The sequence below is a fragment of the Salipaludibacillus sp. HK11 genome (assembly GCF_047795645.1).
Classification (GTDB): domain Bacteria; phylum Bacillota; class Bacilli; order Bacillales; family Salisediminibacteriaceae; genus Salipaludibacillus.
The window spans coordinates 3120081-3144631 of sequence record NZ_CP181045.1 but is presented as its reverse complement, the minus strand read 5'-3'; the positions used below and the strand labels follow the sequence as shown (position 1 = coordinate 3144631).

General features: G+C 39.0%; 21 protein-coding genes and 2 pseudogenes. 18 read left to right on the top strand and 5 right to left on the bottom strand.

Going from position 1 to position 24551, the window contains the following annotated elements; translation table 11 throughout:
• Positions 1 to 213: 213 nt before the first annotated feature.
• Entirely contained in the window at positions 214 to 1488 is a 1275-nt protein-coding gene (locus ACM26V_RS14960) for an MFS transporter (protein WP_416147526.1), read from the bottom strand.
• A gap of 405 nt (positions 1489 to 1893) precedes the next feature.
• On the opposite strand from ACM26V_RS14960, the gene ACM26V_RS14955 reads away from it, so the two are divergent.
• The 7 genes from ACM26V_RS14955 to ACM26V_RS14925 all read left to right on the top strand — a co-directional run bounded on the left by ACM26V_RS14955 (position 1894) and on the right by ACM26V_RS14925 (position 11843).
• Complete coding sequence (locus ACM26V_RS14955) at positions 1894 to 2898, top strand: sugar-binding protein (RefSeq protein WP_416147525.1); 1005 nt, start codon at positions 1894 to 1896, stop codon at positions 2896 to 2898.
• Complete coding sequence (locus ACM26V_RS14950) at positions 2895 to 4337, top strand: sensor histidine kinase (RefSeq protein WP_416147524.1); 1443 nt, start codon at positions 2895 to 2897, stop codon at positions 4335 to 4337. The genes ACM26V_RS14955 and ACM26V_RS14950 overlap by 4 nt, the downstream gene beginning before the upstream one ends.
• Positions 4338 to 4354: 17 nt before the next feature.
• On the top strand, positions 4355 to 5929 hold the full coding sequence (locus tag ACM26V_RS14945; protein WP_416147523.1) for a response regulator: 1575 nt from the start codon (positions 4355 to 4357) through the stop codon (positions 5927 to 5929).
• Between the two features lie 353 nt (positions 5930 to 6282).
• Positions 6283 to 7368, top strand: a complete 1086-nt coding sequence (xylF, locus tag ACM26V_RS14940; protein ID WP_416147522.1) for a D-xylose ABC transporter substrate-binding protein — start codon at positions 6283 to 6285, stop codon at positions 7366 to 7368.
• 57 nt (positions 7369 to 7425) lie between these two features.
• Entirely contained in the window at positions 7426 to 8943 is a 1518-nt protein-coding gene (locus ACM26V_RS14935; protein ID WP_416147521.1) for a xylose ABC transporter ATP-binding protein, read from the top strand.
• A complete protein-coding gene (locus ACM26V_RS14930) occupies positions 8940 to 10088 on the top strand; it encodes a sugar ABC transporter permease (RefSeq protein ID WP_416147520.1) in 1149 nt (382 codons plus the stop codon). Before ACM26V_RS14935 ends, ACM26V_RS14930 begins: the two co-directional genes overlap by 4 nt.
• An 894-nt stretch (positions 10089 to 10982) precedes the next feature.
• Positions 10983 to 11843, top strand: coding sequence for a hypothetical protein (locus ACM26V_RS14925; RefSeq protein WP_416147519.1), 861 nt, complete (start codon positions 10983 to 10985; stop codon positions 11841 to 11843).
• 92 nt (positions 11844 to 11935) lie between these two features.
• On the opposite strand, the gene ACM26V_RS14920 is transcribed toward ACM26V_RS14925, so the two are convergent.
• Positions 11936 to 12940, bottom strand: a complete 1005-nt coding sequence (locus tag ACM26V_RS14920) for a Gfo/Idh/MocA family protein (protein ID WP_416147518.1) — start codon at positions 12938 to 12940, stop codon at positions 11936 to 11938.
• A 361-nt stretch (positions 12941 to 13301) separates the two neighbouring features.
• On the opposite strand from ACM26V_RS14920, the gene ACM26V_RS14915 reads away from it, so the two are divergent.
• Positions 13302 to 13826 carry a VanZ family protein gene (locus ACM26V_RS14915; RefSeq protein WP_416147517.1) on the top strand — a complete coding sequence of 175 codons (525 nt, stop codon included), beginning with the start codon at positions 13302 to 13304 and terminating at the stop codon, positions 13824 to 13826.
• 69 nt (positions 13827 to 13895) lie between these two features.
• On the opposite strand, the gene ACM26V_RS14910 is transcribed toward ACM26V_RS14915, so the two are convergent.
• The 3 genes from ACM26V_RS14910 to ACM26V_RS14900 all read right to left on the bottom strand — a co-directional run bounded on the left by ACM26V_RS14910 (position 13896) and on the right by ACM26V_RS14900 (position 16416).
• Positions 13896 to 15335, bottom strand: a complete 1440-nt coding sequence (locus ACM26V_RS14910; RefSeq protein ID WP_416147515.1) for a hypothetical protein — start codon at positions 15333 to 15335, stop codon at positions 13896 to 13898.
• Entirely contained in the window at positions 15322 to 15885 is a 564-nt protein-coding gene (locus tag ACM26V_RS14905) for an RNA polymerase sigma factor (protein ID WP_416147514.1), read from the bottom strand. The genes ACM26V_RS14910 and ACM26V_RS14905 overlap by 14 nt, the downstream gene beginning before the upstream one ends.
• A gap of 66 nt (positions 15886 to 15951) precedes the next feature.
• The gene (locus tag ACM26V_RS14900) at positions 15952 to 16416 is read right to left on the bottom strand and encodes a rhodanese-like domain-containing protein (RefSeq protein ID WP_416147513.1); all 465 of its coding nucleotides are present in this window, start codon (positions 16414 to 16416) and stop codon (positions 15952 to 15954) included.
• A gap of 141 nt (positions 16417 to 16557) precedes the next feature.
• Here ACM26V_RS14900 and ACM26V_RS14895 point away from each other — a divergent pair, with 141 nt between their 5' ends.
• The 10 genes and pseudogenes from ACM26V_RS14895 (at position 16558) to ACM26V_RS14850 (ending at position 24480) form a co-directional block, all read left to right on the top strand.
• The gene (locus ACM26V_RS14895) at positions 16558 to 16707 is read left to right on the top strand and encodes a helix-turn-helix domain-containing protein (protein WP_416147511.1); all 150 of its coding nucleotides are present in this window, start codon (positions 16558 to 16560) and stop codon (positions 16705 to 16707) included.
• Between the two features lie 76 nt (positions 16708 to 16783).
• Positions 16784 to 16894: pseudogene (locus tag ACM26V_RS14890) on the top strand (helix-turn-helix domain-containing protein); the annotation flags it as partial.
• 144 nt (positions 16895 to 17038) lie between these two features.
• Positions 17039 to 17952 (top strand): annotated as a pseudogene (gene tnpB / locus ACM26V_RS14885) (IS200/IS605 family element RNA-guided endonuclease TnpB); the annotation flags it as partial.
• 120 nt (positions 17953 to 18072) lie between these two features.
• Positions 18073 to 18252, top strand: coding sequence for a hypothetical protein (locus ACM26V_RS14880; protein ID WP_416147510.1), 180 nt, complete (start codon positions 18073 to 18075; stop codon positions 18250 to 18252).
• Positions 18253 to 18303: 51 nt separating this feature from the next.
• Complete coding sequence (locus ACM26V_RS14875) at positions 18304 to 18768, top strand: LysR family transcriptional regulator substrate-binding protein (protein WP_416147509.1); 465 nt, start codon at positions 18304 to 18306, stop codon at positions 18766 to 18768.
• Between the two features lie 47 nt (positions 18769 to 18815).
• Complete coding sequence (locus ACM26V_RS14870) at positions 18816 to 19673, top strand: aldose epimerase (RefSeq protein WP_416147508.1); 858 nt, start codon at positions 18816 to 18818, stop codon at positions 19671 to 19673.
• Positions 19674 to 19788: 115 nt separating this feature from the next.
• On the top strand, positions 19789 to 20688 hold the full coding sequence (locus tag ACM26V_RS14865; protein WP_416147507.1) for a hypothetical protein: 900 nt from the start codon (positions 19789 to 19791) through the stop codon (positions 20686 to 20688).
• Between the two features lie 138 nt (positions 20689 to 20826).
• Complete coding sequence (locus tag ACM26V_RS14860; protein ID WP_416147506.1) at positions 20827 to 21366, top strand: hypothetical protein; 540 nt, start codon at positions 20827 to 20829, stop codon at positions 21364 to 21366.
• A gap of 267 nt (positions 21367 to 21633) precedes the next feature.
• A complete protein-coding gene (locus tag ACM26V_RS14855) occupies positions 21634 to 23346 on the top strand; it encodes a sensor histidine kinase (protein ID WP_416147505.1) in 1713 nt (570 codons plus the stop codon).
• Positions 23347 to 24480 carry a helix-turn-helix domain-containing protein gene (locus ACM26V_RS14850; RefSeq protein WP_416147504.1) on the top strand — a complete coding sequence of 378 codons (1134 nt, stop codon included), beginning with the start codon at positions 23347 to 23349 and terminating at the stop codon, positions 24478 to 24480.
• Positions 24481 to 24551 lie beyond the last annotated feature (71 nt).

Sequence of the window (24551 nt, the reverse complement as noted above, 5' to 3'; positions counted from 1 at the left end):
TTTTCTGGTAACTTGCAGAAGAGGAGTGTTGAGCAGTATAGAATCGAGATAGGATTAAATAATGCACAAGTTAGTAACTCCCCGCCATTAGCGAATTTAGAAATAAAGACTCATCAAAAAAAGATGGAAATTCAATTGGAAGCAGGAGAACCGTCCCTGCGCTTCCCCCCTTCTGCTTCCTGCGCCCCACACCCACCGCCTAAGTAATTACGATTATTTTGCCTGCTCTGCTGTCTTCTCTGGTTTGGTTGCTAGGAAGGAGCAGATAATTCCAATGATTGGAAATGTGAGAGAGGCTAACAACACCGGTGTGTAGCTTTGGAGAAGGTCGAACCCAATCCCGAATGGCAGTGGGCCGAGAGATGATGCTGCGACGCCCATCGTGACGCCGACGCCATTGATGCTCCCGATATATTTCCGACCAAAGTAGTCTGGCCAGATGATGTTGGTGGCGATTCGTCCTAATCCGTTTGCCATTCCCCACACGATTCCGACGATAACGGCAATGATATAGTTCGTTAAAACGAGTAGGAGTAAAAGCAGAATGATTTCAATCACAAACACCATGACGAGCATATAATTTGTTTTGATTCTTTCGGTAATAAAACCTGATACTAGCGACATCGGAATGCCGACGACGGCCATGAGGCTCAACACCATTGCCGCAACTTCTGGGCCAATTTGATTGGAACCGAAAATAGAAATGATATGGAATGTGATCCCGGTATTCACGAGTGAAGGGATTCCAATACAAATTAAAATCATCCAAAATGCTCGTGTTTTTATTGCTTCGTTTAATTGCCAGCTCACTTCTGTTTCAGGGATATTTATGCCGAGCTTTCCGCCAGTAAGTTCGTCTTCTTTAGTCACAATGCCATCTGGAACAAGCCCGACGTCTTCTGGACGGTTTCGCACACCGAATAAGGCTACCGGAACAAAAAGAATCAACAACGCAATTCCCCAAAACTGCCAGGCAAACTGCCAATCCCAGGTTTGAATTAACCAGTTATTAATAAGTGGGAACGACATTGCACTTGCAAAGCTGGCTAACGAGATATAGCTGACGGCGCGGCCGCGTTTTTTTATAAACCATTGGGCGACTAATGTGTTGGGAATTAATGCCATACTGCCTTGCCCGAGTAATCTGATCAGGAAAAAGCCAACGACAAACATCCACATCGAGGAGACGATACTGTTAAAAAAACAGGCTGCTGCTAGGAGCGAACCGACAAGGACCATCATTGTACGTTGGCCTAAGCGGTCGATAAATTTTCCGACAAAGATCATCGTGACTCCTGCTGCTAATGTGGCGACGGAGTATAATCCTGATACTTGCGATCTTGACCAACCAAATTCGAGTATGTATTGATCAACAAATATGGAATTGGAGTACGTTTGACCTGGTCCGGAGAAGAAGACTCCTAATGCGGCAATAAATACGATCACCCAACCGTAATAGAACTTTTCGAAAAAACGATGTTTAAACATACGAACACCACCTAGTTTCTATAAATATATCATTTAGTAGGCAGGGAAAAAAGGGTTGGACCTAGAGTGGGGGCTAGGAATGTTTTTTAGATAGATAGTGTTCCTAATGATACATATTCCTTTTAAATAGAAACTGTTCTTCGTTCATTACAAAAAACACCCGTCTGTTGCGAATTGGAGCCGTACCATTTCTTGTCGGTACGTCTCGAATAGGAAGCGCAAGAACCGTCCCCACGCTTCACCGTCCCCACGCTTCATAGGAAGCAGGAGAACCGTCCCTGCGCTTCCCCTGCGCTCCTTGCGCTTCGCACACGCTTCCCAGACTGCTCCTTCTAATTGTAATTGAAAAATGATTCGTATAGAATGGATGGTAATCGCTTTCGAAGATTGTGTGGGAGGTTTGAGATGAAAAGGAAATCTATCATATATATTGTTCTAATCGTAGCTTTTATTGGCACGTTATTTTTATCTTACTATTATTATACGAAAGCAGATTACTATGATGCGCAAATATCGAAAGCCTTAAGTATTGAAACATCGACTAAAACACACCATTTCGCTTTAATTACCGAAGAAATGGATCATGAATATTGGAATTTGGTTGGTGAAGGGGCGAAACAAGCGGAAGATAGTTATGATGTGTTTGTTGAGTACATGGGAACACGAGGTGCTAACCCGGAGGAACAAGTGGAACTTATAGATATGGCGATTGCAGCAAAGGTGGATGGAATTATCGTCCAAGCGATCCGTGATGAGGTGTTTGATCCAATGATTGATAAAGCGATTAACCAAGGAATTCCTGTCATAACAGTTGACTCAGACTCACCAACCAGCTCAAGGCTCGCTTATATTGGCACAGATAATTATCAATCTGGTCGCATGGCAGGGGAAGCTTTAATCAACGATAATAACGGGGAAGCAGTGGTTGGGATTATTACCAACAGCGTCACTTCATCTAGTCAAAATCTTCGAGTAAAGGGTTTTGAAGATGCGCTTGCAGACGCGGAGGGAATTGAAGTAGTTACGATTGAAGAATCAAGTAACTCGCGAGTTATAGCTGCACAAAAAACGGATATGATTTTAACAGAATATGAGCATATTAACGCATTTTTTGGGACGAGTGCTTTAGATGGACTTGGGATTTCTGCAAGTATTCAAGAGAGAGATCAGAAAGACGATATCTATATCATCGCTTTTGATGCATTAGATGAAACGCTTAAATTATTAGAAGATGAGAAAATTGATGCCGTTGTCTCCCAGCAACCTTTTCAAATGGGGTTCCAAAGCGTTGAGTTAATGCTAGATATTATTAATGAGCGGCCGGTTGAAGAAGTGACTCATACAGGGACAGATATCATTCGTAAAGCCGATATTAAACATTTTAATAAAAGACTTGGTGGATTACGATGATAACAATTCGCACAAGGTTACTAGCGTATTTTACTGTCGTCGTTGTATTCACAATCATTATTTTTATTGTGCAAAACCAAAGTAATGAAAGGATTTTCAACCTTTATGATGATAGTTTGGACCAGTTTTTTCAACTAAATGAGATATCTCAAAAAACGGCTGACACATACGAATCACTGCACATCTATGTTCTCGACCCATTACCTGAAAACTTAGAAACATTTAATCAAAACAGAGAAGAGCTAGCTATCTTAAAGCAGTCATTAAATGATATGAATCGTTATGAAGAAGATGCTACATTAATAAACAGCTATCAAAATATGATAACTAGTTTCCAAGAACAGACAGCAGACACGATAGATGGCGTTTATGAGAATCAGGTTCAAGTTTATTCATACCATTTAAATGAAGCTGAAAATATCTCACAATATATTCATGAAACGACATTAGAATTGATTGATAATAGTTTGACAAGCTATTACCATGTTTCACCCATGATAGACCAGCAAGTAGAATACACAAAGAAAGTTGCAACGACTGTGTTGACATCGCTTCTATTGCTCGGTATTTTGATTGCACTATGGTTTTCGAGTGGCGCTACCAAAACAATACGCAAATTAACTGAATCTGCAGAGGAGATTTCAGCTGGCCGTTTTACAGGAAACGACGTTGAAGTTTCGACAAAGGATGAACTCTGGTTTTTAACAAAAACATTTAATGAAATGAAAACCAATATCAATACTTCAGTGAAAGAAATTGAAGAAAAATCTCGACTTACCGAGCTTTTGAAAGAAACCGAATTGCGCAGTTTGCAAAATCAAATCAATCCACATTTTCTTTTCAACACACTAAATACGATATCACAGACAGCCTATATTGAAGGAGCAGACAAAACGAGTGAATTAATTACATCGGTGTCAACATTGCTTCGATATAATTTAGGGAATTTAGAAAACCCAACCGTTTTAGCAGATGAAGTCAAGATAGTCAGTGAGTATTTCTTTATTCAAACGACTCGTTTTCGGGGGCGGGTGACATTTCAAGAAAATATTGATTATGACTGCTTGCAAACGCCAATTCCATCTTTAACACTTCAACCTATTGTCGAGAACGCATTTATGCACGGAATTGAAGACATGCCTTCCGGGGCAAAAATCGAGTTGTCCGTTTATAAAAAGCAAGGATTTGTTTTTATTGAAGTTAAAGATAATGGCGTTGGCATGAATCAGGAGACGATTGATAGATTACTACTTTCTGAGGAAGAAGAAAGTGGGAAGGGACAGACCAGAATGATAAAGCATTCAGGTCATTCGACTGGAATAGGATTAAAAAATGTCATCTCGAGATTACACTTATTCGATAATGAGAGTGAGGTTAAAGTCGATTCGGAATTAGGAAAGGGAACAACGATCACGATAAAACTGGCTAAAGTTTTATGAAGAAATGGGGGAGTTTCATGACCATGATTAAAACGATGTTAGTCGATGATGAACCGATCGAAAGAGAAGGTCTTAGGCTGTTGTTGGAGAGAAATCGCGGGAATGTAGAGGTGGTTGCTGAAGCGGAAAATGGACAGGAAGCGATTGATCTTGCGCTGATATATAAGCCAGACGTGATTTTTATGGATATTAAAATGCCAGAAGTAAATGGTGTAAATGCCGTGAAAGAAATTCTTTCGGCTCTGCCTATGACAAAATGTATCATGATGACAGCTTTTGATACGTTTGAATATGCGCGAGAAGTGATGAAACAAGGCGTTAAGGAGTATTTGTTAAAACCAAGCAAGAGGCCAGAAGTATTAGCAGCTTTTGATCGAATGGTCGATGAGATTGAAGAGGATCAGAAAATAGAGGCAGAAAAAGTCGAGTTAATTCAACGGCTTGAAAAGGTCGGATCGTTTGTAGAATCTAAATTTATTATTTCATTAATGATGGATTATGTGCAAGACTCTAGTATGGATGAATGGAGTGAATGGTTGGACCTTGACGGCGAAAAAGGTTGTGTTGTTGTTTTCTCTTTTGAATCTGATCAGTCGCATCCCTCGTCAACCGAAAAAGCAGAATGGTACGAAGTGTTGAAAGATTCGATACATGGCCATATGCACCAATCTCTTGTAGGCCCGTTAATTAGGTTTCATGTACCAGTTTTCATTTTATACGAGCGGGACGTGGGTGGAGAACAGCCTGTTAGGGAAGATGATGTGCGTAAAATTATTCATTTATTTCAAAGCAAGGTTCCAAGCTGTAAGCTATTTGCTGGGGTTGGTACGGTTATTTCTGAATTTACGCAGTTTTCTAGGTCCTATGGTGAGGCAACCTATGCTTTGGAATTAGTATACAATCAGCCGAGTGCATCTTACATGATCTATGATAAAAGAATCAAGCAGAAGCGGAATGAACTTCTCCCATTTGAAAAGGAAAAAGCGCTGCTTGAAGCAGTGAAGCAAGGACATTTGCAGAAAGGGATGCGTCTGTTTGATTCGTATTTCCAGTCAATTAATGAGGCTTGTGATGACCATCTTCATACGGTGAAAAGAAGTATGGAAGAGTTCTTTATTGTGTTAACGAGAAAGATGAGGGAGCTGGGAATTGAGGATAATATTCAGTTGCAATTTCAGCAATTAGAGACGCCAATGCAAGTTAAGGAATCGGCGAAAGTTTATTTAGCGGATGTGATTAACCGAATTGGGACTTGGCGGTTGAATGATATGAAAGGCGTCCTCGAAAAAGCAAAAGACTATATTGATAGTCATTACCATAGATCAGTTACTTTGGAAGAAGTGGCTGAAGAAGTCGATTTAAGCTTTTATTATTTAAGCAAGCTGTTCAAGGATCGCTTTCAGTTAACATTTAGTGAATATTTAACGCAGGTGAGAATGGAAAAAGCAAAGGACTTCTTACTTGATTACACCATTCCATTGAAAGAAATTGCAATAGACATAGGCTATAAGGACCCGAATTACTTCAGCCGCGTTTTTAAAAGGGAAACGGGATTAAATCCTAGTGAATATAGAGAGAAATTGAAACAATGAAACAGTGAAACGGAAGCAACGCTATGTTGTTTCTTTTTTTGTATTTTAAGATGAGATTAGTTGTGATTTATGGATGGCAGAGGCGGCTTGTGCCCCATGCGAGCGGGAATTGAAAAATTAAGTCACAATAAAACGTGATTTTTCCCAAAAAAAAGCACGAAAATGGTAACGTTTGCAAATTTGTCTAGATGATCACTAATAAGTGAAGATGAAAGCGGTATCATACTCTGAGAAAAATGATAAATTTTAGATATCAAGAAAAAACCAAGAAAACAAGGAGGGGAAAGAGAAAAAAATGAAAGTGTAATCTTTGTTTTGGAGCAGTTTTAAATTTAATTAAGGGGGATTTTAGTATGTTGAAGAAATTAGGATTAAGTATGTTTCTGAGCTTTGTTTTAATAGGACTTGCAGCTTGTGGTGAAGATACAGCAGGCGGAGGTAACAATAACGGAGATGATTCAAATTCAGATTCAGATTTAACGATTGGGCTAGCGGTTGCAGACCTTACTTTGGAGCGGTGGCAGAATGATAGAGATATTTTCGTAGAGACTGCGGAAGGATTAGGGGCGGAAGTAATCGTCCAGTCAGCAGATGGTGATGAGGCGGAACAAACAAGCCAAGTGGAGAACATGTTAACGCAAGGGGTAGATGTGTTAGTAATTATTGCTCATAACTCTGATAGTATTGGTTCGATTGCCGCAGAAGCAAAGGCGGAAGGTGTTCCAGTTATTGCTTATGACAGAATGATTAATAATGCAGAGATTGATGCTTATATTTCATTTGACAATGAGCGTGTTGGTGAGATGCAAGCGGAATTTTTAGTTGAACAAGTGCCGACTGGGAATTACTTCCTGATGGGCGGAGCGCCAACTGATAATAATGCTCAGATGTTCAGAGACGGACAAATGAATATAATTGAGCCACTCGTTGAAAGTGGGGATATTGAAATTGTTGGTGATCAGTGGGCAGATGGATGGTCTGCGGATGCGGCATTAGAAATTATGGAGAATGCCTTAACTGCAGCTAACAATGAAATTGATGCAGTAGTTGCTTCAAATGACAACACTGCAGGTGGTGCCATCCAAGCTCTTACTGCTGAAAACTTAGAGGGTGATGTCGCAATTTCAGGTCAAGATGCTGATTTAGCAGGTGTACAACGCATTGTTGAAGGTACACAATCGATGACAGTGTATAAGCAAATTCATTTAATTGCTTCTCAAGCAGCAGAATTAGCAGTTAATATTGCGAGAGGCGAATCAGTTGATTTTGATGAAGAAATAAATAATGGTGCGATTGATGTTCCTTCTGTGTTGCTAGATCCAATTGCTGTCAATGCAGATAATATTATCGAAACTGTGATTGAAGATGGATTTCATAGTTTTGAAGACGTATATAGCAATGTTCCGGAAGATGAGCGACCAGACTACGATGGTGAATAAACATTCGAATGGGGAGTTTCTCTCCCCATTCATTTCTAGTCAAGAGGTGGTGAGGTAATGGCGACGATCTTAGAAATGAGAGAAATTACGAAGGCGTTTCCTGGAGTTAAAGCGCTGGATTCTGTCAATTTCAAAGTGAATAAAGGAGAGATTCATGCTCTTTGCGGCGAAAATGGAGCAGGAAAATCAACATTAATGAAAGTGTTGAGTGGGGTGTTCCCAAATGGTACTTACGATGGAAAGATTCTCATCAATGAAGAAGAGCAAACTTTCAACCGAATCAAAGATTCAGAGAATGCTGGGGTCACGATCATTTATCAAGAATTAGCACTTGCAAAAGAAATGACTATTGCGGAAAATATCTTTTTGGGTAATGAGTGGAAGTCCAAGGGTTTAATTGACTGGGACCGAATGCATATAGAAGCAGATAAGTTGTTAAAAAAAGTCGGTCTAACGATTGATTCTAGTATAAAAGTAGGGAATCTCGGAATCGGCCAACAACAGCTCATTGAAATAGCTAAAGCACTGTCAAAAGATTGTGAAATTATTATTATGGATGAACCTACTGCAGCCTTAGCTGAAGAGGAAGTTGAAATCTTAATTGAAATCTTACATCAACTACGAGAAAAAGGAATTACTGTCATTTATATTTCACACAAGTTGAAAGAAGTGATGAGTATTTCTGATCAGGTGACTATTCTAAGAGACGGACAAACGATCTCTACTGTAATGACAAAAGATGTGACTGAGAATGACATTATTTCATTGATGGTTGGCCGTGAATTAAGTGATTTATTCCCGTATGAAAACAATGCAACGGATGATATTGTGCTAGAACTGAAAGATTTTTCTTTCATAAACCCGAAGACGAATATACCTGTTACGGAGAATATCTCTTTTAAACTTCATAAAGGAGAGGTCTTAGGTATTGGCGGTTTGATGGGGGCAGGAAGAACGGAATTAGCGACTAGCTTATTCGGTGGCTATGATGGGAAAACTGAGGGATCTATCTATATAGATGGGAAGGACTATCATATAAAAGATCCAAAAGAGGCGATCGAACAAGGGTTAGCGTATGTTTCTGAAGATCGGAAAAGGTATGGACTTGTTTTAGGGATGGATGTTGCTAAAAATACGACGATGGCGTCATTAAATCAAATTTCTAGTTTGTCTTTTCTTAACCAAGAGCAAGAAGTTGTAGAAACGCAAAAGTACAACAAAAAAATGCGTGTGAAAACACCTACATTGGAAACGAAAGTAGTGACTTTGAGTGGTGGTAATCAACAAAAAGTTGTTTTAAGTAAGTGGTTGATGTCAGATCCGAAAGTTCTGATTTTAGATGAACCGACTAGAGGTATCGATGTTGGAGCAAAGCAAGAGATTTATAAACTAATGAATGAATTGACAGCAAATGGGGTTGGGATCATTATGATTTCTTCGGAACTTCCAGAGCTATTAGGAATGTCAGACCGGATGCTAGTCATGGCAGATAAAAAGGTAATGGGTGAAATACCTAAGGAAGAAGCAAATCAAGAGAATATTTTAAAGCTTGCAACAGGAGGTGAGCATAAGTGAAGAATAAATTGAGTTTTAAGTTAGATGTTCGCGCCTATACACTTATTTTAGCTTTGATTGCTATCTTTGCCATTTTCACGGTCTTAACCAATGGTGATTTTATTTCATCTCGTAACATTACGAATCTATCACGGCAGATGACGGTGATTGGTGTATTGGCCGTAGGAATGACCTTGATTATTGTAGCGGGTCATATTGATTTATCTGTTGGATCGCTACTAGGATTAACAGGGGGTATAGCTGCGATTCTTCAAGTTTGGTACGACTGGCATACGATTCCTGTCATAATTGTCACGATAATAGCTGGGATTTTACTTGGGTTGTGGCAAGGTTGGTGGGTCGCGTATAAAGGGGTGCCTGCCTTCATTGTTACGCTCGGGGGAATGATGATCTTCCGGGGGATATTGTTAGGTATTAGTGGTGGTCAAACTGTATCACCGATGGATGATGGCTTTCGTGCGATCGGACAATCTTTTATCCCGTATTCGATTGGATATATTATAACGGCGGCTTTCATCGTTTTAGGTTTTGTGATGGTGGCTAGGAAAAGAACGAGACGTCAACAGTTAGGTTTAGACTTACAGGCAAAGGCTGTTGATTATGGAACGATGGCAGTTGTTGCAGTATTAATTTCACTGTTTGTCTACATGTTAAGTCGATATCATGGTGTTCCAGTGCCTCTTCTTATTTTATTAGTTGTTGCTGGTATTCTAATTTTTATAACGAAAAATACAACATTCGGCCGACACATTTATGCGATTGGTGGTAACAAAGAAGCGGCGAAACTTTCAGGTATTAATATCAAACGCAATGTTTTGTATGTGTTTGTATTAATGGGTGCTTTATCAGCCGTTGGTGGTATTATTCTAACGAGTAGGTTGAACGCTGGTACGGTTGGTGCTGGTGAAATGTATGAATTAGATGCGATTGCTGCTGTAGTTATTGGTGGAACCAGTTTAATGGGTGGTGTCGGAACAATTGTAGGTTCCCTCTTAGGTGCCCTCATCATGGCGAGTATCGACAACGGCATGAGCATGATGAATGTTGCCCCTTTTTGGCAGTACATTGTAAAAGGTCTGATCCTTATCCTAGCTGTATGGCTAGACATTTCATCGAAGAAAAAATCAGGTGCAGACACCAGTTGACCGAAAGAAGCAGAGGAAGCGGAGGGACGGTTCTCCTGCTTCCTTTTCTTTCGTTCTGACCAGGCAAGTCCATCCCCGCAAACCGCCTAGATCCGATATGGCGATTGCGGGGATGGGCTTTTTTTGAGAGTGAAAAGGTGACTGTTGGTTGTGATTAAACTAAGTTGTTAGATTCGATTTGGGTGATATTGAAAAGTTGATGATCGAAAGTCATGAGTGGTAAGATCAGTGCATTAGGGTCTGTGTCGTGTCAAAAAGCATGCGGATGACAATATAGACATAGAGTCCACAAGTCATCGGAGAATTACTGGAGGGGTTGGAATTGAGGAACATGAAAAACAAGATCGCTCGATACATGCAAGGTAGATATGGGGCAGACGAATTATATATGGCGTTAATTGTCGGTTATTTTATACTTTTTGTTATTAATCTTTTCCTTGCTTCAAGCATTTTATCAGGTTTCATGTGGGGACTTATAATTTTGGCGATTTTCCGCATATTTTCACGTAATATTTATAAAAGACGAAGTGAAAATCAGAAGTTCTTGAAAACATGGCGTCCGATTAAGTCTAAGATGTCATTAATGGTGCGGAGAGTCAAAGAAATAAGGACGCATCGATATCGCCGTTGTCCGAAATGTAAAACAGTTCTTCGTCTCCCTATAAAAAAAGGCGAGCATCCAGTTAAATGCCCTCGTTGTAAAAATAAATTTAAGATACATATCCGCACTTAATAGAGAGAGTGCGGAAGCAGAAGAACCGTCCCTGTGCTTCCTAATTGTAAGGGGTTTGGGTTGGTGATATGATATGGAGTATGAAATGGATGAGTGGATGTTTACTATAAAGATTGCTTCTATCTGTTTTTTCTGCTGATATTAAAGGAAGTGAGATTGAAATGGATTTAAAAACAGCCTATCAAATTATGGATGTTGAAGAAGGCGCGACGGTAGATGAGCTTGATGAAAAATATATGTTATGGATTAGAAAAGAAAAGGCACAGCAGGATAAAGGAGAGAAAGTGGCTTCCTCAAGTGAGGATTTTATTGATATAGATAGAATAACTGAGGCCTATCAATTCATATTAAATCAAAACAATCGTGATACGGAAGTTGAATATGGAACACTCGGAAAGATCAAACATTATGTTTATTATTATAAGTTTCATGTGATTGGTATCCTTTTTGTCGTTATTTTTGCAGGGTTACTGATTAATACTTTCGTTGAAGATCGAATCGAGAAATCTCGACTAGCGGCTCTCCCTGATCCTGACTTTGAGGTGTTGGTTCTCGGAAGCTTCGATTTCCCTGAGGAAAATATCTCTTCTTTAGAAGCGGCGATTAAAAGTGAGTTTTCTGATTGGGAGAATGTGAAGGTAACCGTGGAACATTCCCTTGCTGGTGCAGATTCACAAGCTCAATTGGACTACGCTGAGAGAACAGTTTTGCTAATGACATTGCGCGAAGAACAACCGGACATCTATCTTGTCGATGAAAACCATTATGATATACTGTTCGATTATGAACTTTATTCGCCTTTAAACATCGACGATGACCTCGACGAAAATACGGCGGATCATTTATTGAGGTTTGATCGATTAGAAGGAGGATCAGAACAGTTATATGGCGTTGATTTAGCTGAAAGCGACCTTTTTAACGACTTGGAATTGGGGCGCAATGAAATCATTGCATCCATTCGAGAGGAATCAGAAAAACATGAAGAAGCATTACAACTGATCGAAAAACTACTACAAGAATAAGGAAGCAGAGGGACGGTTCTACTGCTTCCTCTAAAAAATAAGTCAGTAGAAAAGCCCTCAGTACTTCTGAGGGCTTTGTTTGTCACGAATTTTTACGATAGTTTTACGCTATTTCCTGTGTTTATTGATTCAAAGCATGCATCAAGTACTCTCGCATGATCCATCATGTGCTGTTTCGAATACGATGGTTGCTTCTTTTCTATAATACAATTTGCAAAATGTTCTGCTTGGATTTTGTATTGGTCTCCATCAATTCTGTGCTCTTTTGTTCCGTCACTATTTTCGACTTGGATGACACCCTTGCCATCGTCAACAACATCTGGGCGATAAGGCGATGAGGCTTTCACTGTTCCGTCTTTGCCAAACAATTGGTAAGATTGTTTGAAAGCAGCTTCAAAACTAGTATCAAACGATGCTTCGATGCCACTTGCGAATGAGAGCACTCCGACAACGGTTGTATCAATCTTGAATTCTGGGTGTTGCTTCGCTCTTGCGTACACTTGCACAGGTGTTTCATTTAATATATTACAAAGCGAGTGGACAGTGTAACAGCCTGCATCGTAAAGGACGCCGCCACCTAATTCTTTGTTTAAACGGATGTTGGTAGGGTCTGCATCAGTGTCTAATACAAATGAAAAGCTAGCATGAGCATGTCCAACCTTGCCGATAGTGTTCGAGCTGAGTAACTCTTGTACTTTTTCGTGTTGTGGATGGAATTGATACATAAATGCTTCCATAAAAATCACGTTGTTTTCTTCGCAAACGTCAAACATTTCTTTTAAATCTGCTGCGGTCAATGCTGCAGGCTTCTCACACAAGACATGTTTGCCTTGTTTCGCAGCTTTGATAACCCATTCTTTATGAAGTTTGTTCGGTAATGGAATATAAACAGCATCTATTTCTGTATCCGCTATCAATTCTTCATAACTAGAATACGCATGTGGAATTCCAAGTTCATCGGCAAATTTCTCCGCCTTATCTCCACCTCTACTTGCAACTGCATAAACTTCACCATTCTCTGATCTCTGTATTGAAGGTATCACTTGTTCTTTACCAATATTAGCAGTACTTAAAATACCCCATTTTATTTTGTTCATAAGTATCCCACCTCTTATTATTTTAATCTAGCTTTATCATATACCAATACGTCCCTTTTATAAAGGAAAGCGCTTCCTTACGAAGCGTAGAGACGGTTCTTGTGCTTCCAAAACCGAAGCACAAGAACCTGAACTCTATCAGGTTTCCTTCAGAATCTTCCAAGGTCGCTTCTGCTTATATCTTCAGTTATTTTGACGGTTCTTTTGCTTCCACTATGGGGCAGAGAGGGTAGTACGATAGATCGAAACGAGGAAGCAGAAGAACCGTCCCCATGCTTCCAAAAATGTGGTACAGTTAGGTTAATGAAAGTTTTCAAGATTTATTGGAAACTGAAGTACATAGCAAAGGAAGCTTATAATTATGAGGGTAAACAAAATAATTTCTTGGGCATCTGTGGTTCTTTGGATGTCATTAATTTTCTACTTATCGCATCAACCGGCAACAGAGTCGAGTGAGTTAAGTACGGGAATATCAGAAGTAATCATAAAAATGGTAGAGAGTATAGCACCTAATGTTGATTTTCATCTTCAAGATTTGAACCATATTGTGAGAAAAAATGCGCATTTCATTGCCTATTTTGTACTTGGCGTTTTAACATTAAATGCGTTAAGGCGAAGTGGCATTCGAGGTGGCCGAAGTGTCGTTATCGCTTTGATTGTTTGTGTGCTTTTTGCGATATCAGATGAAGTACATCAGCTATTTATTCCCGGTAGAAGCGGGGAAGTAAGAGATGTGCTTATTGATAGCGTCGGATCGAGTACAGGGATCGGCGTATACTTACTTATTAGTAAACTGATCAGCTGGCGAAATTCGAGAAAAAACGTAAGCACAGGAAGCAAAGGGACGGTTCTACTGCTTCCATTTCTGAAATCTGTTATATTTTAGAAATAAGCCACATAAAAAAGGAAGGGTTCTAAATAAAAGAACCCTTCCTCCTTTTAAATAACGAATGTCTTATTCCCATTCAATAAATTCTGTGAACATATCTAACCATGTATTATACATGACTCCATTATTATCTTCTCTTTCTGAATGATGATGTTTGTAATACCAATTATCGGAAATCTCCAAAAGTTGAATATAGCCTTCGATATCATAATGCCTGCTTCCATCATAATACCCATATCCATACATGCCGCCACCACCTAAATCTTCATGATGTGCTTGATCAATATTAAACGCATCAAACATAATGTCTTTTCCATCCTCTAATGGGAAATCTTCTTTTAATTTCCCGAATGAATAAAAACTATTTTCAGAAAAATCCTTATCAGTAAAGCGAAATTCGATAAAATGCTCGTGCTCGATTCGCTCATCTTCAATGTTCAGAGGAAGATAGCTCGTCAATCCCAATTCTTCTATTTCATAAAGCTCAATATCAGCTTCATGAAAAGAGGCCGCGCCTTCAAGCAAAATGACGGTTTTCTCCAATGGTCGATCGAGCTGAGAGTGAAGTTCACCTTCCGTTCCTTGAATAATATAAGGGGTTTTAGTCAGGCCCATCCGGGGAAAAAACTTCCATGACAAAGTCCAGCTCTCTTTGTCTTCAAGAGGAACATCCAGCTTATAAATCATCGGCTGACCAAATAGTTCAGATATATATAGCTCTGTGAAGCGACCAGATTCCTCATCAATAAAGGCGTACATTTCTGTCTTTTCGTAATCAAAAGGAAACATTGAGGAAAACACCGTAGGAATCTGATTCTTCATGATGAATTCATCATTAAAGATCTCTGGCGACACAGTTGTCTCTTCCGTTTGTGTTATCTCAGAAATAGTTTCTTCAATATTATCTGCTATTTGTTCTTGACTGACATCTCTATCAAACAGAATAAAATCGATTCGTTCAGAGTCAGGTCCAGTCATATGAGTCGAATGAATATTATCCTCTTCCTCTTCTTCAATAGACCATTCATATGGAAGGTAGATAGAAAATGCCTCGTTTTGAATCTGACGCCTTGACATCGTATTTAAATCATTAAGATCAAAATATGGTCGATCAAGTATTCGTTCAACTAATGCTTCGTTTTCTTCCACATCTTCTAAAATAATATTTTGTTTCTCTTCATTTTCATCTTCCACCGTTTCAATGAACGATTCTTCCCCATTATTTTCATCTTCACCAGAATCAAGGAGACCATCGTCTTGTACAAAATCATAATTTATAAATATAAGGCTTGCAATCCCAACTGCGGCAACAGAACCAAATGTAACAAAAAAACGTTGTCGAAGTTTTTTGCGATAATGCTTCCTTTTTTGTCTAGGGATAATATCTTTTAAACCGTCTTGAAAAGTGAGTAGACTTTTTTCACGAGCGTCTGTGGAAGCTTTCACCGCTTCCTTTTGTTTCATTATGTGGCGAAATTCTTCATCTTTATATTTATGATGGTTCATGACTACTCACCTCCAAATTCATTTGCTCAGAAAGCGCCGATCTTGCACGTCGTTGCATGGATTTCACTGACAACGTTGACTTTCCCATGATGTCAGATGTTTCTTGGATAGTAAATTCCTCAATAAACCTTAAGTGAAGCACCGTTCGATAATGACTTGGAAGCCTATCGATTAGTTGAAGCACTTCATCTATATGGAAATTTCTAAGAACGGTTGTTTCTGCCGATTCGTTTTCTCCAACAACATCTTCTAAAAAATCTTTTTCCATTGCTATCGATTGACGCTCCTTGTTTTGCTTTCGATAATAATCAATGACAACGTTTCGAGCAATTTTAAATATCCACGTTTTAAAAGAAGCTTTTCCTTCAAAATGATCTAGTTTTCTTGCTACTTTGAGGAAAACATCTTGCAACATTTCCTCTGTGTCGTGATAACTGTTCGTTTGTGTATATATGTAATGAAAAATACGATCTACATATCGTTCGTGTAACTTCGTAATCGCTTGTTGATCTCCTGAAAGAATCTCTCGAATCAGATCATGATCTTCCATATTGCCACCCTCCATTTTTCTGTCATAAGTATAGACGGTTTAGAAGGGGAAAAGGTGCTTAGTTTTTCAAATTGGATATTGGGGAACACTACATTTTCCAATACAAGTCAGCTTTTTCACTAACGTCCCCTCTACCTCTCCTTGCTCCTTGCGCCAATATTCGATTCCGCCGATAAGTTCCTTGACCATAAATCCTAGTTTTGCAAACTTAGCAGCAGCTCTTGTAGCACCGTTACACGCTGGCCCCCAACAATAAGTAATAATGACCTTTTCCTTTGAAAAATCTTGTGTTGTTTCTTCGTTAATATTATTACTTGGGATAGAGATTGCTGTTGGAATATGGCATTCTTCATATGATTTTAGATCTCTAACATCAACTATTACAATCCCTTCGTACCCTTTCTTTATATCTAATGAAAGGTCTGCAACATCTGTTTCAAAAGATAATTTTTTCATGAAATGGCTATAAGCGACACTTGGAGTAGCAGGTTCAACCTCTAATGATAATAAAAATCTCGGTTTTTTTGTCATCGTTTTAGCTCCCTTATTTTATGATAATTTTATATTACCTTGTTTTTCGTATTGTAGTTATAGATAATTATAGATAGTAATTATCTATATTACTGATAGAAAGGGTGACCAATTATTGAACTGCTATATCTGAAAACTTTTGTGAAAGTAGTTGAATGTGGAAGTTATACACGTGCAGCCGTGGAGTTGGATTACGCTCAATCAAGTGTGACAAATCATATACAAAAACTTGAAGAAATTTATCGTTTTCCGCCAGAAGACTCCCTCTTCCATCGCGAGAAGGGCTTTTAGCCATGGCGGTTGGCGATAGCCAACAGACTCACCTCATGATATGATTAGAACATACGTTTGCAAATGAGGTGATGTCATGTTAGTAAAAAAAGCGTTCAAATTTCGTATTTTTCCTAATCCGAAACAAGTCGAGCTCATTCATAAAACGCTCGGTTGTTCAAGATTCGTGTTCAATTTCTTCCTCAGTAAGCAGAAGCAAAAAGACGCTTACTGGTACATCGTCGAAGAAATGGTGCAAACCGGTCATCTCCCTTCAAATAACTGGAAAGGAGAGTTTTTCAACAAATACGCGTCAGTTAAGGCGGTTCGCCAATTAAAAGAGCATTATCCTTTTTTAAAAGAAGTGGATAGTATTTCCTTGCAAAAGTCCGTTGAAAACCTCGCTGATTCTTACCAAAGGTATTATAAAAAACAAAACAAAGCTCCTAAGTTTAAAAGTAAAAAGAACAAGATACAGTCCTATGTCACGAAGCACACCAATGGAAATATCGCTTAGGTAAACACATCACGTTGCCGAAGCTTGGTCTTGTTCGGTTTTCTAAAAGTCGTGACGTGGATGGGCGAATCATAAATGTGACCATACGACGCAATCCAAGTGGTAAGTACTTTGTGTCAATCTTAGCTGAAACAGACGTCGTTGAGATGCCGAAGACAAACACCAGTACAGGCGTTGATCTAGGACTAAAAGACTTCGCTATCCTTGCAGATGGAACAAGATATAGAAACCATCGTTATTTTAAGTCGTTAGAACAAAAGGTAGCAAAGGCTCAACAAGTTCTATCAAGGCGAGTTATTGGTTCTAGCAACTGGAACAAGCAACGAATCAAGGTCGCTCGAATTCACGAAAAGATTGAAAATAAGCGGACAGATTTCTTGCATAAGACCTCGACGGATATCATCAAAAACCACGATATTATCGGAATGGAGAGTCTGCAAGTATCGAACATGATGAAAAATAAGAAAACAGCTCAATCAATCGCTGATGTATCTTGGTCTCAATTTAAGAGCCTGTTGAAATATAAAGCTAAATGGTACGGGAAGACGGTGGTGGAAGTGAGCAAAACCTTCCCTAGCTCACAACGTTGTTCACGTTGCGGCTATAAAAACAAAGACGTTAAAGATCTGAATGTGCGTGAGTGGACGTGTGTTTGTGGCATGCATCACGACCGCGATAGGAACGCAGGATTAAATCTCAAACATGAAGCTATAAGGCTTCTAACCGTCGGTGCGACGGGGCTAGCCTAATCAAAACTTTCGGTTACGAAGGTGTTCTTAGGAATCCCCCACTTCAAACAGTTCGCAAGAGCAGTTAAGTGGCGGGTAGTTCAAGGAGGCAAGTCATTATTAGAGAGGAAAGGTAGAAGTATGAAACCTACTTCTTCTGGAGAACTTCTATTGGACTATGCTATAAAAATACTTTCCTTACACGAAGAATCACATTCAGCTTTAAAAGAAAGAGAGATCAAGACTATTTCAATAGGTACAATTGAAACGCTAGCAATCTATTTTTTACCTGCGATACTAGAGAAATTCAAAAAATTATAACCTGATGTTCTAATACGAATTATCCCAGACTCAGAACAAAACATTATACGAATGGTTAAAGAGAAAGCGATCGATTTTGGATATATTCTCGATTCTCCTTGTACTGTATCCGGTATTGAAAGCCTTCATGTTGAGAAGCAGAGCATGGTGATTGTTATCCCTTTAAATCACCCATTTACCGAATGCGAAACAATTCATTTAAATAAGCTAGAAAACGAAACGCTAATCTTAACAGAAAAGGGATGCACGTATCGTGCTTTTTTACTAGATAAGCTAAATAAAAATAATATTCCTCACAATATTTCAATGGAACTTAGTAGTGTGGAGACGATCAAAAAGGCGGTTGAAAACAATTGGGGAATCGGTTTTCTACCAGCTTTCACAATTGGAAAGAGTGATAATGTAGTAGCGATAAGGTATGCTGATGATGAGTTGAATTTTTATAGCCAATTGATTTACAAGAAAGAGAAAACAGAACAAAAAGTATTTAATTCATTTATGTCGTTATTCAATTAAGGAAGCACGGGGACGGTTCTCCTGCTTCCAACAAAGGAGTGGGATGGATGTATGATGTGAAAGAGTTATTCGATCAGCAATATAAGGTGTATGAATTGAGCGATAGGGGAACGAATTCCTGGGTGAAGGTTGCGCCGGAGCGTGGTGGAATTGTCTATTCTTATGGTGTTGCAGGGGAAGAGTTACTTTATCTTAATGAGGAGACATTTTATCAGACAGACAAGAATGTTAGAGGTGGGATTCCGATTCTATTTCCGATTTCAGGTCAGCTTACGGATGGAACGTATGAGTGGGAAGGGAAAACGTATGAGATGAGTAATCATGGATTTGCGCGAAATGCTGCATGGGAAGTGGTTGGTCGTGATAGGAAAAACGGAGCATCTCTCACATTGAAACTGGTAAGTAATGAACAGACAAAAAAATCTTATCCGTTTGAGTTTGAGGTGTTGTTTACATATGTTTTAGAGAATGGCAAGTTCACGATCCAGCAAGAATACAAGAACACAGGGGCGTGGGCAATGCCGATGTATCCCGGGTTTCACCCATATTTTAAAACAAGTGGCAAAGACCTAGCGTATGAAACGGATGCGACAACATACGTGGACTATAATGACGGTGAAAAGAAAGAGTTTACGGGAAGAGTTGATCTGACAGATTTGAAAGAATCGGTTGTTTTAATCGATCCGAAGCAAAGACACATCTCCTTTCAACCTTGTGCAACGATAAAAAAGATAAGGTTGAACTACGGCGAATCGTTTAAGTATGTCGTATTGTGGACAGAAAAAGGGAAAGAGTTTGTTTGTGTGGAGCCTTGGATGGCGAAAACGGATGAATTAAATCGTAAAGAAGAGCTCTTGATGATTCCCGCGAAAGATAGCCTTAAAACAGAGTTTAGCATTGAGTAGGAATTGGTGCGAAGTGCATGTCGTCGGTTTTTTCAGGAAGCGGGAGAACCGTCCCTGCGCTTCCTCGGAAGCATGGGGACGGTTCTCCTGCTTCTGACGGAAAGGGGGAGTTATCTTGATTAATCGTTTTGAGATGAAGGCTGATGTTAAAATAAATAGGGATGCGACGTCTTCATTTGTGAGCCCATTTTCCTCATTGGAGAAAATAAAAATGGTCGATCTATTTTCAGAAGCGAATGGAGTTCGTGCGTTTAATGGCAAGTCTGTTCGATTGGACCGGATAAGAAATAGAGGGGATGTTACGTGTGTCGACATCGCTATCGTTGATTTTTTTGATTTTATATCAACAACGTTGGTTTATTATCAACGCGATGCTTTGATCGATTATTGTGAAAGCCATGACAAATGCGACGAACTAGAGCTTATTAAAAAGTTGATTCGTTCGATGAATGAGATTGGGAGTCATTCAAGTTTTCAAGATATTATTCACAAAAAAGAGCTATCGAATATTTTAGCTGTCAGCGTCTTAATCGAGGATGTCAATGGAGATGTAGGTGTGATTCATCGTTCAGAAAAGGTTGCTGTTTCGTCTGGGATATTCAGTGTCTCGGCTACGGGGGCGCTTGATGAAATCGATTATTATGCTGACAATCCAATTATGTCCTGTGCAAAAAGAGAGGTTGAAGAAGAGCTTAATATCCGGGGGGATGCGCTTGTGTTTGATGAACTAGTGATGTCAAAGCAAAAATTACAACCAGTAGCGTTGCTAAGTTTAAAACTTGAACAGAGTTGGAAAGATATCATCTCGTCTATTAAATCGGCGGAAGACTTCCATAAGGAGACACAAAAAATCTATGCTGTGCCATCTGCCCGATTAGTTGATTTTCTGGGGACGGAGACATTTACGGAAGTGGCGACTTATCAACTACGTAAGAAATATTTTGATGAAGGTGATGGCAACGATGAAAAGGGTCCTAACAATTTCTGTTTTGATAAAGATGATTATCTATTGTGAGTGGAAATGAAAGCATTGGAACAGACCTCCTAGCAGCCAGGAAGCGAGAGAACCGTCCCTCCGCTTCTTGGCTTCGGTATGGCGTTGACCTAGCCTAGATGGTAAATTAAAATAGGAATAAAAGGGGAAATAAATAATATGAAAAAGCCATTAATCATCATAGTAGTGAGCTTAATAGCAATAGTAATCTTGATAGCATATGGTGGACTAGAGGATAATACAGAAACGGAATCTGTCCCGGATGAAGAACCAACGGAAGTAAATGTAGATGAGGAAAATTCTTTAGACGAAGCTGAATTTGCTAGAGCAGAACAGGGCATGATCCAATTCTATGACGCGATTGCATCATCTGACAGAGAGGTAATTGATGATTTCGTAGAAGAATATGTAGGCAATGATATGTCTGACATGATAATTGCTGGTTGGCAGGAATATACAGATGAAAGAAGAGCAGAAATAGAAACAGATGTTACCATTATTGATAGTATAGAGATTGAAGAATATCGTGATTATGAAAATGCGATTGCGGTATTAGCCGATATTGATAATGAGTTAGGTGAAGGTGAACGTGAAGCAATCATCATATTTGTCGAACAGAATGGAAGATATATCTTATTAACTGAATTAGATTCTTATAATGCAGAAGGAAACTTTGAAGAAGTAAGAGAGTTATTTTAATAGGTAGCAGGGAAGTTCTCATGCATCCTTATCTAAAGGAATGAAGAGGTTCGTCTACACATTCGACGAACGATTTATCAAAAAAAGTTTTGAGTACTTATTTAAACCGCTCAAAACTTTTTTGTTTGGAAGCGCAGGGACGGTTCTCGCGCTTCCTTGGAAGCAGGAGAACCGTCCCTGCACTTTCCCTGCACTTTCCCTGCGCTTTCCCTGCGCTTTCCCTGCGCTTTTTATTGAAACTTAACTTACTCCAAGGTGGTAGCTGAAATGAATATCCGAAAAAGATTTTATACTTTGTTTTTCACGCTTGTTATCATACCATTGCTACTAATTGGATGGATGACATATGAATTTTCATCAACGATTTATCGTGGACAAATTAGTGAGCATATGCAGGATACTCTTGAATCGATCGATTTGAATATTAATACACTGATGAGTGAAGTAGAAATGTTCACGGAATACGTTGTTACATCCAGCCCTGTGTTGCACCATCTCAGCTTAGAGGAATGGCCAACCGCCTATGAGAAAAATCGAAATGAAGATACGATTTCTCGACTTGCTTTCAGCAATCGATTAGTGAACGATTTTTATTTGTTGAGTGAGAGGGACGATCAGGATAATTTACATTTTCTTATTCCACCGGAAACTCGGTTCGAGAATCTTGAGGAATCAATTTTTATGGAGGAGGTCCAGAAAAGGCGAGGTAACACTTACTGGATTGGTCCTGCAAGCGAAGAACTGGAGGAAGAGAACGCCGCTTTCTTTACGGTGGGGCGAAGTGTAATTCATCCACAATCGCTGGAGGAATTAGGTCAATTCTTTTTATTCGTAAGTCCGGACCTCCTGCAGACAGCAAACTCGTTAGGAGACAATAGTGAAACGGAATGGATTATTGTTAATCATGATGGGGAAACGATTTATAATACGGCACCTGAATTATTAGGAGAGATGATCGATCTTCGACAAATCGAAGATAACGTTGATGGAACTTACTACAATAACAAGGGTGATGAATTCCTATATACGTCAAAGTCAGGATTTCAAGATTGGACGCTTATATCTTTTAAAACGATGGAAAGTATGAACGCAATTTTATTACCGGTACGTTTTTTTACGGTTGGTATAGTTAGTACCCTTTTAGTTATGTTACTCCTTTTTCACAAATTCTTTTCTCAGCGTCTTATTCAGTTTATTCAACGTTTTAAAGAGGGTATGACGAAAGCGGCAGAAGGGAATTTATCTGTTAGAATGGAGCCTTATAAAGAAGAGGAATTTACAATGTTGACAACGAGCTTTAATGATATGGTGACACAACTAAGATCGACGATTCAACAGGTAGAGAAAGAGCAAGAACAAAAACAGGATGCAGAATTCAAAGTGCTTCAGCATCAGATCAACCCACATTTCCTCTATAACACGCTTGAATCTGTCAATGCACTTGCGAGTTTAAATAAAATGGAAGAAGTTCAGCGCTTAGTCACGAATTTAGGAAAACTTCTTCGTATTAGTCTGAATGGACCAAATGAAATCCCTTTAAAAGAAGAGTTGAAACATGTGACAAGCTATTTGGAAATTCAAAAGATACGCCATTCCAATCGTTTTCACTACGATGTAAAGATGGAAGATAATACAGTCAATATTCCAGTGTTAAAACTAATCCTTCAACCACTCGTTGAAAATGCGATCGAACACGGTAGAAAATATGCTTCCTTTCATCGGATAGAAATCGAGACTTTATGCAGTGAAGAAGCTCTGATTCTTCGTATTACAGACGACGGTCCAGGTTTTCCGAAAGAGGTACTTGATCATTTAAATAAGCGTTCATCAATAACGGCATTTACTGGTCATGGGGTACTAAACGTCCACGATCGTATTCAATTGTATTATCGCGAACAAAGTGGCCTTATCATTTGCAGTGAACCAGGACATACGACGATTCAAATCCGTATTCCATTACATCAAGAGGAGGAAGCATAAATGTATAAGGTACTACTAGTTGATGATGAAGAATTACTTGTAGAGAGCTTGGCAAAGACGTTTCCATGGAAGAATTTCGAATGCGAAGTTGTAGGTACTGCATTAAATGGAATAACTGCTTTAGACGCCTATCGTAATCTTCGTCCAGACATCGTCGTGACAGATATAAAGATGCCAGACATGGATGGCATTGCTTTCTTAGAGGAGATATTTGCAGAGAGAGGGACAGACGAAGTCATCGTGCTAAGTGGTTTTGATGATTTTAATTATGTACAAAATGCGCTCCGATATAAGGCATTTCACTATTTGTTAAAACCACTAGATCGTGAAGAATTAAAAGACGTTATTGATAAAGCTATTAAGGAAATCGTCAAAAAGAAAGAAACGGAAACAACGAAATGGAAAACGTTCTTGTTTGATCATGCTTTTAAACGAAGTGAAACTAACGAACAAACCGAATTGTTTTCGTCTTTTGGGACGATGATTGTGAAATATTTAGAAGATGGAAACGTAAGAGACGAGCATTCAGACAATCATTTTCTTTTTACTTATCCATTATCAAACAAAGAATTGCTTATTATTGGAGCAGGTGACTCTACAGAAGACAGACTACTCTCACTTGCTGAGGATCTTTTATCTAAAAACAAGCATGCAATTGCTTCATTAGGACCAATCACTGGCTTTGTAGAAGAACTCTCCGATTCATTGGAAGGAGCTCAACTATTTTTAGAAAAACAGCAATTTATTGATCAACGGCTTGTCACCCAAGGTGTTTATGATGAATATCGTTGCTTAGAAACTGAATCATTATCTGCACTTCACGATGCAAAAAGATATATTGAGAAACACGCCAATCAGCCTTTAAGAAATGACGATGTTGCGAAGCGATTTGCCTTTAGTCCAAGCTATTTCAGCACGATTTTTAAACAGGTTCACGGTATCTCTTTTTCGGAGCATCTGAAACAAACAAGAATTAACCAAGCGTGTGAACTTCTAAAGGAGACTAATAAACCAGCGTATGAAATTGCAAATGCTGTTGGATATGAAGATCAACGATATTTCAGTCAAGTTTTTAAGAAAGAAACAGGGCAGACGCCTAGTCAATATCGAAAGTCACACTTCCCCCCTTCTTAAGGTATTCAAAGAGAGGGGGATTTATTTTTGTAGATACATTCGAAAAATATTCTACATAGATCAAATCATCA

What these genes read in the sequence shown, in the direction of transcription:
- ACM26V_RS14900 (WP_416147513.1), bottom strand. Translation starts at nt 16,416, where the DNA reads ATGACAAAAAAACCGAGATTTTTATTATCATTAGAGGTTGAACCTGCT.
- ACM26V_RS14880 (WP_416147510.1), top strand. Translation starts at nt 18,073, where the DNA reads ATGAAACCTACTTCTTCTGGAGAACTTCTATTGGACTATGCTATAAAA.
- ACM26V_RS14950 (WP_416147524.1), top strand. Translation starts at nt 2,895, where the DNA reads ATGATAACAATTCGCACAAGGTTACTAGCGTATTTTACTGTCGTCGTT.
- ACM26V_RS14850 (WP_416147504.1), top strand. Translation starts at nt 23,347, where the DNA reads ATGTATAAGGTACTACTAGTTGATGATGAAGAATTACTTGTAGAGAGC.
- ACM26V_RS14920 (WP_416147518.1), bottom strand. Translation starts at nt 12,940, where the DNA reads ATGAACAAAATAAAATGGGGTATTTTAAGTACTGCTAATATTGGTAAA.
- ACM26V_RS14955 (WP_416147525.1), top strand. Translation starts at nt 1,894, where the DNA reads ATGAAAAGGAAATCTATCATATATATTGTTCTAATCGTAGCTTTTATT.
- ACM26V_RS14925 (WP_416147519.1), top strand. Translation starts at nt 10,983, where the DNA reads ATGGATTTAAAAACAGCCTATCAAATTATGGATGTTGAAGAAGGCGCG.
- ACM26V_RS14870 (WP_416147508.1), top strand. Translation starts at nt 18,816, where the DNA reads ATGTATGATGTGAAAGAGTTATTCGATCAGCAATATAAGGTGTATGAA.
- ACM26V_RS14860 (WP_416147506.1), top strand. Translation starts at nt 20,827, where the DNA reads ATGAAAAAGCCATTAATCATCATAGTAGTGAGCTTAATAGCAATAGTA.
- ACM26V_RS14910 (WP_416147515.1), bottom strand. Translation starts at nt 15,335, where the DNA reads ATGAACCATCATAAATATAAAGATGAAGAATTTCGCCACATAATGAAA.
- ACM26V_RS14960 (WP_416147526.1), bottom strand. Translation starts at nt 1,488, where the DNA reads ATGTTTAAACATCGTTTTTTCGAAAAGTTCTATTACGGTTGGGTGATC.
- ACM26V_RS14905 (WP_416147514.1), bottom strand. Translation starts at nt 15,885, where the DNA reads ATGGAAGATCATGATCTGATTCGAGAGATTCTTTCAGGAGATCAACAA.
- ACM26V_RS14915 (WP_416147517.1), top strand. Translation starts at nt 13,302, where the DNA reads ATGAGGGTAAACAAAATAATTTCTTGGGCATCTGTGGTTCTTTGGATG.
- xylF (WP_416147522.1), top strand. Translation starts at nt 6,283, where the DNA reads ATGTTGAAGAAATTAGGATTAAGTATGTTTCTGAGCTTTGTTTTAATA.
- ACM26V_RS14875 (WP_416147509.1), top strand. Translation starts at nt 18,304, where the DNA reads ATGGTTAAAGAGAAAGCGATCGATTTTGGATATATTCTCGATTCTCCT.
- ACM26V_RS14855 (WP_416147505.1), top strand. Translation starts at nt 21,634, where the DNA reads ATGAATATCCGAAAAAGATTTTATACTTTGTTTTTCACGCTTGTTATC.
- ACM26V_RS14935 (WP_416147521.1), top strand. Translation starts at nt 7,426, where the DNA reads ATGGCGACGATCTTAGAAATGAGAGAAATTACGAAGGCGTTTCCTGGA.
- ACM26V_RS14945 (WP_416147523.1), top strand. Translation starts at nt 4,355, where the DNA reads ATGACCATGATTAAAACGATGTTAGTCGATGATGAACCGATCGAAAGA.